Raw genomic sequence first — 13,858 nt, 5'->3', positions numbered from 1 at the left:
CAATAATAACAAGGCGGCTGCTAGACAGTCGTCTTTTTATTTTCAATGAGCAAAAATTCTTTATTATCTCAGTATTTATGATAACCTTGAATCTGTAGATAACAGGAGGATGGAATTTTATGGCAACTCAGTTTACTGATCAAGAAGAAGTCAAATGTTCTTTTTGTGGTAAAACTCAAGATCAAGTTAAAAAAATGATTGCTGGCAACGGCGTTTATATTTGTAATGAATGTGTTGCTTTGTCAAAGAAAATTATTGACGATGAATTAAAAGCTGATGTGGTTAAAGAAGCAAAAGAGCTTCCTAAACCAATGGATATCAAAAAACAACTGGATGATTATGTTATTGGACAAGATCGTACTAAAAGGGTCTTATCAGTCGCTGTGTACAACCATTACAAGCGAATAGGGCAAATGGATATTGATTCATCAACACAGCTCCAGAAGTCTAATATTGCCCTTATTGGGCCAACTGGTTCAGGGAAAACATATTTGGCTCAAACTTTAGCTAAAATATTGAATGTTCCTTTTGCTATTGCAGATGCAACTACCTTGACTGAAGCTGGTTACGTTGGTGAAGATGTTGAAAATATCTTGCTTAAATTATTGCAAAATGCGGATTACGACATTGAAGGTGCACAAAGAGGAATTATTTATATCGACGAAATTGATAAGATCTCTAAAAAGGCTGAAAATGTCTCAATTACTCGTGATGTATCTGGCGAAGGGGTTCAACAGTCTTTATTGAAGATTTTGGAAGGTACTATTGCTTCGGTTCCGCCACAAGGTGGCAGAAAACACCCACAGCAAGAAATGATTAGAATGGATACTACCAATATTCTATTCATCGTCGGTGGAGCCTTTGATGGTATTGAACAGATCGTTAAAAATCGTTTGGGTAAAAAGACAATCGGTTTTGGCGCAGAAAACGAAGTTAACAAAATTGACGCAGATGATTGGACTCATTATTTAACTACCGATGACTTGGTAAAATACGGCATGATTCCAGAATTTATTGGACGTATTCCAGTGATTTCCACTTTAGATAAGTTGGATAGTGATGATTTGGTAAGAATCCTAACTGAGCCTAAGAACGCTTTAGTTAAACAATACCAAAAACTCCTTTCACTTGATGATGTTCAACTTACTTTCACTGATGGTGCTTTGCATGCAATTGCTGACCTTGCAATTGAACGTAATATGGGGGCCCGTGGATTAAGAACGATTATTGAAAATGCCTTAATGGATATCATGTATCGGACTCCAAGTGAAGATGACATTGAAAAGGTTGAAGTAACAAAGGATGTCATCACTCGTCATGCGCAACCGCGAATCACCCGCATAAAAGATGAAGAGCAGGAACAAAAGGCAAGTATAAATGAAAATTAATAGTAGTGAATATGCTGTTAGTGCAGTAAGAGAAGACCAATACCCTAAAGATGATTTGCCTGAAATTGCCTTAGCTGGCCGTTCTAACGTAGGAAAGTCCAGCTTGATCAATACTCTAGTAAATCGCAAAAACTTGGCTAGAACCTCTTCTCAACCTGGTAAAACGCAAACCTTGAACTTTTATCTGGTTAACAAATCGTTTTACCTTGTAGATGTACCTGGCTATGGTTATGCAAAAGTTTCGCAAAAAAAGCGTCAAGAATTTGGCGAAATGATTCAAGATTATTTGGAGACTAGAGCTGATTTAAAGGGATTGATCATTTTAGTTGATAGTAGGCATGTACCTAGCAAAGATGACCAATCGATGTATGAATACGCGCAATATTTAAATTTACCGATTTTGGTTGTCTGTACGAAAATCGATAAACTTAAAAAGAGTCAACTTACTAAGGTAAAAGCTAATTTAAAGAAAGTTTTTGATCTTTCTTATGATAATGTATCGGTTTTAACTTTCAGTTCGGTCACAAAAAATCATGTAACTGAATTAAGCGATTGGATACAAGAAAAAATTGCAGAATAAAAAACACTTGAGACTGTTAAAGTTTCAAGTGTTTTTTTAACGATGATTCTTAGGCATTTTTTTACGTTGAGCAAGGAGCTCGCCGATTAATTTGAAGAAACCGTAAGCAATGAGCAATATTCCTAATATAATGACTGATTGGCGCGTAAAGTAGCGGGGATTAACGATAATGATAATACCGATTGCAAAAGCAACCACGGATTCGATTGCGACGATAATTTTTCTAAAAATTCCAGTGATTCGGTGTAAAATTATTTGCCGTAAACGTACGTAAGAATAGATGACTAAAAATGTTCCAAGGAAGTAGTGTGCTAAAAACAGCATTACTTGATTATTGGAAATTAGGGCAACGGACAATGCAAAAACAAAAAGCCAACTAATAATGAAAAAACGCTTCTGTTTTTGTTTTAAATTAGAATTTGCAGTTGATAAAATTTGATACGCACTAAAACCGATTCCGGCCACAGCCACTAAAGACCCAAATGCTCGGAGTGAATACTGTGGTGCAGTTATCGTAATAATTCCCAAAATCAGCATGATCCAGCCAATGATTGAGTCAACAGTAAATAAAATTCTAAGAATACCGCGACTCTTAATTGATTGCCAAATAGCTGAGAATAAATTGCCAAAAACAAACCGAGTTCGTCTTGATGAATTGATAAATGACAATAAAATAGCACCAAAACCGCCAAAACCATTCTTGCTCAATTGATTGATTTTAGTAGCACCGCTGGCACCTAGTGCAGCGAACAAATCATTGGTTAACGATTCTCTTTCAGGCAGAGTTGCGTCACCAATCCAGTCGTTAATTAGTTGATTGTAAATCCGTGATTGCGGATTGCGGTGATTTTTGGTTACAAAATGTGAACCGGTAATCTCCCAACTAAAAGCATCATGCTGACTTAAAGTTTTTCTAGAAGAATCAACAATTGTAGGTTCAATATTCTCTGGTTCGAATAGTCGGCCAATAATACTAAATTCGGGAACATATCTTTTTAATTTCTTTTGCAAAAACTTAACTGGGACCTGTGCGCCAACTTCTTTGGCAATTCCTGGTGAATCAAAGGTGTAAATTGAGGCAATCCGTTTGCGAAACTTAGGTTCAATATTGAGTGCCGCATATTCTGCCAAATTGCCACCTTTAGAGTGACCACCCAACAAATATGTCAGTTGGTCGCTTTTCATGATTCTTTCCAGATAGGATTTGGCCTGTTTTTGAGCAATTGTTGTTTTAAAACTAATTTCAAAATCTTCTTTCCAACCTACGAGTGAATCATCAGTACCGCGAAAAGCAATAAAATTAATTCCGTTTTCCAGTTGAATTTTAACGGCGCTAAATTGGGTTTGATCAGTTAAAGTATCGATAAAGTAGGATAATTTTGCATTTTTAAACCGATTTGCTTCTACCATTAGTTTTAAAAGCTGTTGATAGTAAATGTGGTCTTCTTTTGCGTTCTCTTTTGCAAAATAACTCTTTGCAGCATCAGATACAGTAATTTCTTTTTTATCATTTGAAACGATGCCATTCAAATTCAAGTAGGAAAAAACGGATAAAACCAAGGCATCAATTTCATTAAAAGGAGATTTTTCTAGATCAATATCGCCCCGCCATTTTAAGTATGAAAAAACATTGTTATCAGGGAACATGACATCTTCTCCAATCTAAATAATCTATTTCAATTTTAACTTAATTAGAAAAATAAGTTCATAAAAACGAAGCAGCTGAAGAAAAATTTATGAATTAATAACATAATAGATTTTTACTATTTTTTAGGACAAAAAATTGATATAATGACTGCAACAAACATTTTTGGGAGGAAGAATATTTGATTACAGTTACCGACTTGAGCCTGACTTTATCAGGCAAGACTTTATATGAAGACGTTAATTTGAAATTTACGCCAGGCAACTGCTACGGAGTAATTGGTGCTAATGGTGCCGGTAAATCAACTTTTTTAAAGCTACTGGAAGGCAAGATCGAACCTTCAACAGGGACAATCACGATTGATGCCAATGAAAGAATGTCCAGCCTCAACCAGGATCACTTTGCTTTTGATAACTTTACTGTTCTGGATACGGTTATCCAAGGCCACCAAGAATTATACCGAGTAATGAAGGAAAAAGATGCTTTATACAGCAAACCTGATTTTAGCGATGAGGATGGGGTTAAGGCTGCTGAATTGGAAAGCAAATTTGCGGAACTAGACGGTTGGAATGCGGAAGCTGATGCTGCAAAATTATTGCAATCGATGAATATTCCCGAAAAAGATCATCAAAGTCTGATGAAGGATCTTCCTGAAGCGGAAAAAGTTAAAGTTTTGCTAGCACAAGCATTATTTGGCAACCCGGATATTTTGCTTTTAGATGAACCGACTAATGGGCTGGATGTGCATACCGTCGAATGGCTAGAAAACTTTTTAGCGGATTATCCTAATATTGTGATTGTCGTGTCGCACGATCGTCATTTCTTAAATCATGTTTGTACCGAAATTTGTGATGTTGATTTTGGCAAAATTCAGTTGTATGTTGGCAATTATGATTTTTGGTATGAATCAAGCAAATTAGCGGCAGAACTTGCAGCGAATCAAAATGCCAAAAAAGAAGAAAAGATCAAGGAACTGCAAGAATTCGTTGCCCGTTTTTCAGCTAATGCTTCTAAGTCACGGCAGGCCACTTCACGAAAAAAGCAATTAGAGAAGATAACATTAGATGATATTCGTCCATCTTCTCGTAAATACCCGTTTGTTAAGTTTGAACTGCATCGTGATTTGGGCAATGATTTATTAAAAGTAGAAAATGTTTCTTATAGTGTAGATGGTAAGAAAATTTTAGATCATGTTTCTTTTATCATTCGTCCAGGTGACAAAGTAGCATTTCTTTCACGCAATACTTTGGCTACAACAGCATTAATGGAAATTATTGCTGGCAAGGTTAAACCCGATACAGGAACTGTGAATTGGGGTCAAACGACATCATTTAATTACATGGCACGTGATTTAAATGCCAACTTTAATAACGATGAGTTAACAATTCTTGATTGGTTGCGACAATATGCAAATAAAGAACAAAATGATAATACTTTTTTGCGTGGCTTCTTAGGAAGAATGCTTTTTAGCGGAGATGAAATCGAGAAAAAGATTAGGGTCCTTTCCGGAGGAGAAAAAGTTCGTTGTCAATTATCCAGAATGATGCTTCAACCAGCTAATGTCTTGATTATGGACGATCCAACCAATCATTTGGATCTTGAATCCATCACTTCACTGAACGATGCGCTAAAGACTTATCCAGGTTCAATTCTCTTTACTTCACATGATCATGAGTTTATTCAAACGATTGCTGATCATATTATTGAAGTGGGGCCGAAGGGCATGGTAAATCGAGCAGAAACAACTTACGATGGATTCATTAATCGCCCTGAAATTCAGGAACAAGTAGATAAAATTTATTAGAAAAAAAGAGGTCTCGCCAGAGACCTCTTTATTACTTTTTATCAGCTTTATCTAATTTCTTTTCGTCTTTTTCTTCTTTTTTGCGTTTGTTCATTGGTGATTTTTTAGGATCTGGAACAACTGCAAATTTATCAAGCATCTTATTCAAGTTGTTTGGATTATCAAAAGTTAAGCCCATGGGTATCATCCTTTCTGCAATTATTATAAAAAATTTTGCTGATTTATACCAGGAAAAGACTTTATATACATAAATATCTTACAATTAAATCGTGATATAGATATTACAGATAGATCTATAAAAATGAATCTAAGATAGGCTTCGGCCTATCTTTTTTTGAGGTAAAAATGAGAGTCACGTATTTCTTTATTGCAGTTGCCGTAATTGCGTTAATTTTTATTCTTTTTCGCTCAGAAAATAAGTTTCACTGGGTGAAGGCTGGATTGCTTTTTGCCTTTTTGATTTTGTTTAGTACTATCAATTTTTTGCTCTTTTTTCTAATCAGCTATTTGCTGATCAATGATCATGACAATTTGCATGTTTATTTAGGAAATTTGTTTTTGCTGCTGGCTTTATTCGTCATTCTATCAGGAATCTTGCTTTACTGGGGGATGAGGCTAGCTAGTCGTTTCTTCAAGTTTTTGGCGACGACATTGACCTTAATTGAATATTATATTCAGTGGTGCTTGATTTATGTGACAGTGTATCAGGCAATCTTTTCCAATATCAAAAGGATTTCTACGATTGCTCAATTCATAAAAGTAGGGAATTTTCTGGATCCGAATCTGATTGTCGTAATTGTTTTACCGTCATTCATTTCGGCCTGGATTGGTATTATTTTATATAAAAAGCATAGCAAATTAATATAAAAAAGGATTGGAGTTTTTCCAATCCTTTTAATTTTTCTATTTCAATTTTGCACTTTTAAGCAGTTCGTCCATTTTTTGATAGAATAGTTCCTTATTTGCTTTGGTAACTAAAGTTACTTCACGTCCTGATGGAGTTTCATCAAAACTGCCGGCACTAAGACCATTAGTGATTACCTTCGCCTTTGCCGTCCGCGTTTCGACAATTTCCGGATAAAGGGCACTCATTGTTGTTAGCACGTCCCAAAGGAACAATCTGGCGCTGGGCACTGACACGATTAAACTGTAGGCCTGCCCAACTAAATCCATGGCAGGATATTTTCTTAAACTAGCCCAATGCTGACGCAATTTATCGCTTAGTGGAAGTTCTTCCGTGCTTTCTAATCCAACCATTTGAATTGGAATATTAGAAGCGAAAACTCTTTTTACCGCATAAGGATCCCAGAATGAATTCCATTCCTGTGTACCATCAGCGTTAACTTGTGCTACGTTTCCGTGTCGATTAAGTGAGCCACCCATCCAATATAGTTTAGCAATTTTTTCTTCAATACTTGGATCATAATCAAGTGCTCTTGCCAAATCAGTTAAAGGGCCGGTCATGATTAATGTGATTTTTTTATCAGCATTTTTAATCTTTTCAGCTAAATCAAGATGCGCTGGCAACTTTGCTTGCTTTGTCTGGATTGTGCCTTTTTCATTTAACATTGGCAAGTAGTTGAACGAATAGGTAGCCATACGCCATTCATGTGGAAATTGGTTGACCGCTCTAGAATTGGATTTGGCAATTTCTAGATGATCATTTCTTAAGTTAAAACGATCCGTCAACTTGCGACAAGCTTCGACTGATGGATCGATGTAACCGTCAGCATCAATCGCCCCAACACCAAGCAATTTGATTTGAGGAGCTTGCAGCAGCAAAAGGTAAGAGACTAAATCGTCGATATTACCATCGTGATTAAAATATATTTCTTTCATCGCTAAAACCTTTCAAAGTATTTTTTGTTTATTTTAACAGCATAATGAAAATCTGAAAATAGCATAAAAAAACATCCCCGTAGGGATGTTTTTTTAAAACGATTATTAATCTAAATCTTTACCGTTGGATTCGATGACTTTCTTGTACCAGAAGAAGGAGTCCTTACGTGAACGATCAAGAGTACCTTCACCGGCATCATTTTTATCAACATAAATAAAGCCGTAGCGTTTATCCATTTGACCAGTTCCGGCAGAAACAAGGTCGATGCAGCCCCATGGAAGGTAACCCATTAAGTCAACGCCATCGAGTTCAACAGCCTTTTCCATTTCTGAAATGTGATTTCTTAAGTAGTCAATCCGGTAATCATCATGAACTGAACCATCAGCTTCAACCTTGTCGTAGGCACCCAAACCATTTTCAACAATGAATAAAGGCTTGTGGTAACGATCTTGCAATTGATTCAAGGCAATTCTTAAACCTTCTGGGTCAATTTCCCAGCCCCAGTCGCTACGCTTTAAAGTTGGGTTCTTAGCAATAGCTTGAGTTAAATCGGTTAAGTCGTCTGGCTTTACCTTTTCTGAAGAAACGGTTGTTGTCTGGTAGTAAGAAAAGGCAACATAGTCAACTGTTCCTTCTTTTAAGACAATTCTGTCTTCATCGGTAATATCTGGACGATAGCCATTTCTTTCAATATAAGCTTCAACAGCATTTGGATATTCACCAAAGACATGAACATCTGAGAACCAATCCCGACGTTGTTCAAACTTGTCAGCCAATAAAACATCATCGGATGATGGGGTAAGTGGACGAACAGGTGAATAGTTGATCATACAACCAATCTTGAAGTTAGGATTGATCTTGTGTCCAACTTTGACTGCCAAAGCAGAAGCCACTAATTCATAGTGACCAGCTTGGTACATTGCTGCTTCTTTTTCTTCATCAGTCATGCCATCTTTGAATAAAATACCAGAGTTGGTAGCCATCAAGAAATCATTGTTGAAACTGGTTTGGTTATTAATTTCATTGAAGGTCATCCAATACTTAACTTTGTTCTTATAACGTTTGAAGCAGACAGTGGCAAAACGAATAAAGAAGTCAATCATCTTTCGGTTGGTAAAACCGCCGTATTCCTTAATTAAATGGAATGGAATTTCGAAGTGAGAGAGGGTAATCACTGGTTCGATTCCATATTGATGACAGGTATCAAAAAGATCGTCGTAAAACTTCAAGCCGGCTTCATTTGGCTCTTTTTCATCACCCTTAGGGAAGATTCTGGTCCAAGCAATTGAAGTTCTAAAAGCTTTGAAGCCCATTTCAGCCATCAATTTAATATCTTCTTTATAGTGATGGTAAAAATCAATTGCTGAGTGGTTAGGGTAGTTCTTGCCAGGGATGACGCCATCGGTAATTTCACGTGGTTTGTTTGCTGAACCAACCGTCATGACGTCGGCAACAGACATGCCCTTACCATCTTCGTTCCAAGCACCTTCGAGTTGGTGAGCAGCTACAGCTCCACCCCATAAAAAGTTCTTTGGCATTTTTGCTGAATACATATGAATAAAACCTCACATTCATAAATCAAAATAAAATAATTAACCATATTTTTTCTTATTTTTTTGCTTTATACTAATAAACTCTCTTTTACATTATCAGCCATCTGTTTTAGTTCTTTTTTGGCGCCATGCTTGAGCTGAACATTGTAGAGCCAGTTATTGAACTTGCCATGACTAGCTGGATCATAGCTTTTAATTTCTTCAGAGAAAGTTATCTTGACGCCGTTTTCGGTGTCTTGTGTATGATAGGAGATGAAGACGTCCATGCGTGAATTTTTAAAACTTGCTTCATAAGCCTTGCCACGTTTATAAGTTGTGATAACAGTTTCAATATCATCCTGCTGATAGCGAATGCCAGAAACCAATTTAACTGGCATATCGTTATTGCGGGATTTTTTTATGCTATAGATCAATTGCTTATCTAGGTAGTTAAAAAAATCATTAGCAGTAAAATTAAATTCTTTAGTTATTGTAATCATAAAAACTCCTTTGTCGTCTAAAACCTATTGTTTTCGACGACTGTGTAGTCACGCTGATCATATCGGTTTCGACTAGTTGAATATTCGATCGGATCACCGTTAGTAAGCCAAACGATTTGCTCCAATTCCAACATTGGATCACTCTTTTTAGCGTTTAAGTACTTCTGGTCGTACTGATCCGCTTTGCACGCACGAATTTTACGATAAGCATGACCAAATTTCAGCTTTAATTCTTTATGGATATATTGATAGATTGATTTATGAAGAATGTTTTCGTCAAAATTTGGTACAAGTTTAACAGGCATATAAGTATGTTCGATAATTAAAGGCGCGTCATCGACAATTCTTAAACGAACAATATTGTAAACTGGTTCTGAATGTTTAAGACACAGATATTTTTGAATGTTTTCATCTGGAAATTCAACATTAAACTTGATTATCTGGCTTTTAACATTATCGCGGCCTAGCAAATTGCGTAAGCCCGTGAACATGTTAGCAGGTGAATCATACTTAGTTTGAATTGGAATGGTACCTGAGACGTAAGTGCCCAATCCTGATTGCTTGTAGACCAAGCCTTTTCTTTCCAAGCCATCTAATGCTTTTTTTACCGTCAAACGACTGACGCCTAATTCCTTGGCCAAACTTTCTTGGTCGGGAAGAGGCTGACGAGCCTGATAGGTTCCATCATTGATTCGATCATTAATTTCGCAATTTCCAAGTATTTTGCTTTTGCCATTATTTCACCATCTTTGTTTAGGTTTGAGTTTATAAAAAGAGATGCTACATAATTTACTATTAATTCTAGCATTTATGTAGCATCTCTTCAGAGAAAATAAACCTCATCTTATCTATTTTAGGAAGCGCTATCAAATGCTGAACGAATTATAGGTATTTTTAGAATAAAGGATTAAAATAGAAGTAAAAGATATTGTGCAAAGGAGATTTTTATTATGACTGATGCAATTTTAACCAGACAATCTGTACGTAAATTTAGACCTGATAAACTGACTGAACCAGAAGTCACTCAATTAATTGCGGCTTTTAATGCTGCACCATGTGGGATGCACCAAACCGATGTCATGCAAGCTAGCGTTGTAAAAAATGATGCATATTTAAATAAAATTGAAGATGCTTGCGATCATGCATGCTATGATGCACCACTGCTTTTTGTTATTGCTACCAAGGCTGATAGTCAATTTGGTGAGCGGGACGCATCAGCTGCTGCTGAAAATATTATGGTCGAAGCAAACAGTATCGGATTAGGTTCTGTCTATTTAATGGGCGCAGCTTTTTCTATTGATAAAGATGTTGCTTTAAAGAAAGAACTGGGAATTGACGAAGGCTACAAGATTCAAGTTATCGTCAGTGTTGGATATCCAAAAGAAAAACCGGAAGCTGAGGACCGTTCTAACCGTTATAAAGTAACTATTAAATAATAATGTTTATGCAAAGTAGGTAAAAATGAGAATCGCGGTTTACTTAACAGGTGGGATTGCTTGCTATAAAGCGGTCAATGTCGTGCGCTTTCTCGAAAAAAAGGGTCATGAAGTCAGAGTAGTAATGACCAAGAATGCTGAAAAATTTGTTACTTCTGCAACATTAGCTTTTTTGACTAAATATCCGGTTTTAGATGATCTTTGGTTAAAAGAAAATGAAGCTCAAATTCCACATGTTTCATTGGCCCGCTGGACTGAATTAGCCTTAGTAGTGCCAGCCACAGCCAATTTTATTGCGAAAATGGCGAATGGGATTGCAGATGACGCTGCCAGTACGACTATTTTGGCAACTCAAGCACCTAAATACGTCGTTCCAGCGATGAATGATCAAATGCTAGCTAATCCGGCGACCCAAAGAAATTTAGCTTTCTTGAAGGAAAATGATGTTAAGATCCTTGATCCAGTAATTGGCGTTTTGGCTGAAGGTTATAAGGCCAAAGGAAGGATGCCCGAACCAGAAGCAATTGCCTATTGGATTGAACAAAATTTACGTGAGACTCTGCCTTTAACCGGTAAAAAAATTATTGTAACTGCCGGTGGAACTAGGGAACCAATCGATCCAGTCCGTTTTATTGGCAATCGTTCCAGCGGGAAAATGGGAATTGCAATCGCCCGGGCTGCAAAAAGAGCAGGAGCAGACGTTTGTTTGATTTATGGCTCAATTAGCGTGGCGCTGCCTAAGGGAATAAGGCTGATTCATGCGGAAACAACTGAAAAAATGTTATCCGCTGTTCAAGAAGAATTTCCTAAAGCAGATGCACTAATTATGGCGGCCGCAGTAGCAGATTGGCGTCTTAAGAAAGTTGTTGATCAAAAAATAAAAAAGAGTATGGATCAAGCCAATTTAGATTTAAGCCTGGTTAAGACACCAGATATTCTTAAAACGGTCAGCAAAAATAAACGTAAAGATCAACTGGTAATTGGCTTTGCGGCTGAAACGAATGATTTGCTGAAAAATGCCCAACGCAAATTAAAAGAAAAGGGGGCAGATTACATTATTGCCAATAATGTGTCCACGGACAGTTTTGGCAGTGATGAGGACGAAATTTCTATCTTAGGCCAGGGAAAGCCGGTATTTGAACTACCTAGAATGAAAAAGACAAAAGTTGCTGATAAAATAGTAAATTTGCTGCAAAAATCTTTATTTATTAGGTAAAACACCCCTTGCTATTAATCAAAATTAAGCTATCATTGTAGTTATAGGAATTAAGAGACTGAGGAGAAAGAGTTGACAGATAAAGCGGTCAGCCCTTTCTTTTTACCTATTTTGTTTGCCAAGCAATAAATTTAAGACTAAACTATACAAAGATACTTATATAAAAAGATTCATTCTTGGAATACAAAACAGCATGGAAATTACTAAAGCGAGGTGAAAAAATGTTTGCAGATACAACTTTAACGCTTAACAATGGTATAAAAATTCCACAAGTTCAAATGGGAACGTGACTGCTTAATAATGACGAAGCCAAAAAAGTCGTTCGTCAGGCCATTCTTGTTGGCTATAAAGCGTTTGATACTGCAAGAGATTACGGTAATGAAGTTGGAGTTGGCAAGGGAATCTGGAATTCTGATATTGAACGATCTGATATTTTTCCTGACAAACAAAGTTCCAACTGCAGTCAAGGATTATGAAGGAACCAAAAAGTCAATTGATGAAGCTTTGGAAAAGTTTAGTCTAGATTATATTAATCTTTTATTAATTCACTCTCCGCAACCATGGATTGAAGTTAATCGTACTCCTGACCGACATTTTAAAGGAAATCTAGAGAATTGGCGAGCAATGGAAGAAGCTGTCAAAGCTGGCAAAGTTAGAGCTATTGGAGTTTCTAATTTCTTAAAGGAAGACCTTGATAACATTATTGATAATGGAACGATTAAACCAGCTGTTAACCAAATCGAAGTAAATATTGGCAATACTCCTTTAACGTTGATGAAATATTGTCAAGAACAAGGAATTATCGTTGAAGCATATTCACCTCTTGCCCATGGTCGCGCATTGACTAATTTGAAGATTAAGAAGTATGCTGACAAATATCATGTCAGTCCGGCACAATTAATGCTTAAATATGATTGTCAATTAGGGTGCGTTGTTTTACCAAAAACTGATAAGATTAACGATATGAAGCAAGATCGACAATTGAATTTTGAAATTGACGATAGCAATATGGAAGAACTTAAAAGACTAAGATTTTAGAGCACTATTTGAGAAAATAATGCTTTTTTTGTGTATAAGGAAAATTGTTATGAAAAACATTAAGCTAATTGCAATTGATATTGATGGCACTCTGGTCAATTCTAAAAAAGAGATTACCCCTGCGGTAAAGGAAGCTATTTTAAGTGCAAAAAAGCAGGGAAAGAAAATTGTGATTTGTACTGGACGCCCTTTGTCTGGTGCACAGCGCTATTTAGATGAACTGGGGCTAAACAATCAAGATGATCAATTTGTCGTAAGCTTCAATGGTGCAGTGACTGAATCAACAAATGGCAAAGTTCTGTTTAAACGAGGACTTAATTATTCAGAGTATATTGATCTTGAGGCAATCGCAAGAAAGCTTAAGTTGCATTTTCATGCAGTGGGTTTAAATAGAATATATACAGCTAACCGTGATATAGGACATTATACGATTTATAACTCGAGAATCGTCAGACTGGAAGTTTCCTATCGAACTGCTGAAGAAATGCGGCAAATTCCAATAATCAAATGCATGTATATTGATAATCCAGAATATCTGGATGAAAAGATCAAGGACCCGCTTTTTGACCAGATGAAGAAGAGAGTAACTTTTTCTAAAACAGAACCATTCTATTACGAAGCAACTGCCGCTAATACAGATAAGGCAACTGGGCTAAAAGTTTTGTGCGAGCACTTGGGAATTAAGGCAGAAAATGTTATGGCCTTGGGAGATCAAGCTAATGACATGCCAATGATCAAGTATGCTGGCCTAGGGGTTGCGATGGGCAATGCTGTAGCAATTACCAAGAAAAATGCTGATCAAATTACGACAGATTGTGATCATGATGGAGTAGCAAAGGCAATTAATGCAATTCTTAATAAGTAAATTGCTGAAAGTAT

General features: G+C 36.6%; 12 protein-coding genes and 2 pseudogenes. 8 read left to right on the top strand and 6 right to left on the bottom strand.

Annotated features, from left to right (window positions below; all coding sequences use genetic code 11):
- Window positions 1-119 precede the first annotated feature (119 nt).
- Both clpX and yihA read left to right on the top strand, forming a co-directional pair.
- A complete protein-coding gene (clpX, locus tag B2008_RS01800; RefSeq protein WP_281828742.1) occupies window positions 120-1,388 on the top strand; it encodes an ATP-dependent Clp protease ATP-binding subunit ClpX in 1,269 nt (422 codons plus the stop codon).
- Entirely contained in the window at window positions 1,378-1,968 is a 591-nt protein-coding gene (gene yihA, locus B2008_RS01795; protein ID WP_281828744.1) for a ribosome biogenesis GTP-binding protein YihA/YsxC, read from the top strand. Before clpX ends, yihA begins: the two co-directional genes overlap by 11 nt.
- A gap of 36 nt (window positions 1,969-2,004) precedes the next feature.
- Here yihA and B2008_RS01790 read toward each other — a convergent pair whose 3' ends face one another.
- Window positions 2,005-3,615 (bottom strand): Mbeg1-like protein, encoded by a 1,611-nt coding sequence (locus B2008_RS01790; RefSeq protein WP_281828746.1) that lies wholly within the window; start codon window positions 3,613-3,615, stop codon window positions 2,005-2,007.
- 179 nt (window positions 3,616-3,794) lie between these two features.
- Here B2008_RS01790 and B2008_RS01785 point away from each other — a divergent pair, with 179 nt between their 5' ends.
- Window positions 3,795-5,417 carry an ABC-F family ATP-binding cassette domain-containing protein gene (locus B2008_RS01785; protein ID WP_281828747.1) on the top strand — a complete coding sequence of 541 codons (1,623 nt, stop codon included), beginning with the start codon at window positions 3,795-3,797 and terminating at the stop codon, window positions 5,415-5,417.
- A 31-nt stretch (window positions 5,418-5,448) separates the two neighbouring features.
- Here B2008_RS01785 and B2008_RS01780 read toward each other — a convergent pair whose 3' ends face one another.
- Window positions 5,449-5,595 (bottom strand): SPJ_0845 family protein, encoded by a 147-nt coding sequence (locus B2008_RS01780; protein WP_281828749.1) that lies wholly within the window; start codon window positions 5,593-5,595, stop codon window positions 5,449-5,451.
- A gap of 167 nt (window positions 5,596-5,762) precedes the next feature.
- On the opposite strand from B2008_RS01780, the gene B2008_RS01775 reads away from it, so the two are divergent.
- Window positions 5,763-6,284: an SA1002 family membrane protein gene (locus B2008_RS01775; RefSeq protein WP_281828751.1), complete on the top strand. Its 522-nt coding sequence runs from the start codon at window positions 5,763-5,765 to the stop codon at window positions 6,282-6,284.
- A 36-nt stretch (window positions 6,285-6,320) separates the two neighbouring features.
- Here the strand turns inward: B2008_RS01775 and B2008_RS01770 are convergent, their stop codons facing one another.
- The 4 genes and pseudogenes from B2008_RS01770 to B2008_RS01755 all read right to left on the bottom strand — a co-directional run bounded on the left by B2008_RS01770 (window position 6,321) and on the right by B2008_RS01755 (window position 10,025).
- Entirely contained in the window at window positions 6,321-7,256 is a 936-nt protein-coding gene (locus tag B2008_RS01770; protein WP_281828752.1) for a nucleoside hydrolase, read from the bottom strand.
- Between the two features lie 105 nt (window positions 7,257-7,361).
- Window positions 7,362-8,810, bottom strand: coding sequence for a 6-phospho-beta-glucosidase (locus B2008_RS01765; RefSeq protein WP_281828754.1), 1,449 nt, complete (start codon window positions 8,808-8,810; stop codon window positions 7,362-7,364).
- Between the two features lie 68 nt (window positions 8,811-8,878).
- Window positions 8,879-9,289 (bottom strand): DUF3284 domain-containing protein, encoded by a 411-nt coding sequence (locus tag B2008_RS01760; protein WP_281828756.1) that lies wholly within the window; start codon window positions 9,287-9,289, stop codon window positions 8,879-8,881.
- Between the two features lie 17 nt (window positions 9,290-9,306).
- Window positions 9,307-10,025: pseudogene (locus B2008_RS01755) on the bottom strand (GntR family transcriptional regulator).
- A gap of 214 nt (window positions 10,026-10,239) precedes the next feature.
- Here B2008_RS01755 and B2008_RS01750 point away from each other — a divergent pair.
- The 4 genes and pseudogenes from B2008_RS01750 to yidA all read left to right on the top strand — a co-directional run bounded on the left by B2008_RS01750 (window position 10,240) and on the right by yidA (window position 13,844).
- Window positions 10,240-10,725, top strand: coding sequence for a nitroreductase family protein (locus B2008_RS01750; RefSeq protein ID WP_281828757.1), 486 nt, complete (start codon window positions 10,240-10,242; stop codon window positions 10,723-10,725).
- Between the two features lie 25 nt (window positions 10,726-10,750).
- Entirely contained in the window at window positions 10,751-11,941 is a 1,191-nt protein-coding gene (gene coaBC / locus B2008_RS01745) for a bifunctional phosphopantothenoylcysteine decarboxylase/phosphopantothenate--cysteine ligase CoaBC (protein WP_281828759.1), read from the top strand.
- Window positions 11,942-12,231: 290 nt separating this feature from the next.
- A pseudogene (locus tag B2008_RS01740) lies at window positions 12,232-12,979 on the top strand (aldo/keto reductase family protein).
- A 49-nt stretch (window positions 12,980-13,028) separates the two neighbouring features.
- The gene (gene yidA / locus B2008_RS01735; RefSeq protein ID WP_281828761.1) at window positions 13,029-13,844 is read left to right on the top strand and encodes a sugar-phosphatase; all 816 of its coding nucleotides are present in this window, start codon (window positions 13,029-13,031) and stop codon (window positions 13,842-13,844) included.
- The last annotated feature ends 14 nt before the right edge of the window (window positions 13,845-13,858 follow it).

It is taken from the genome of Lactobacillus sp. UBA5813, from assembly GCF_002417895.1.
Taxonomy (GTDB): domain Bacteria; phylum Bacillota; class Bacilli; order Lactobacillales; family Lactobacillaceae; genus Lactobacillus; species Lactobacillus amylolyticus.
Note: the sequence above shows the minus strand (reverse complement) of the source record. Positions and strands in the feature narration are given on the sequence as shown.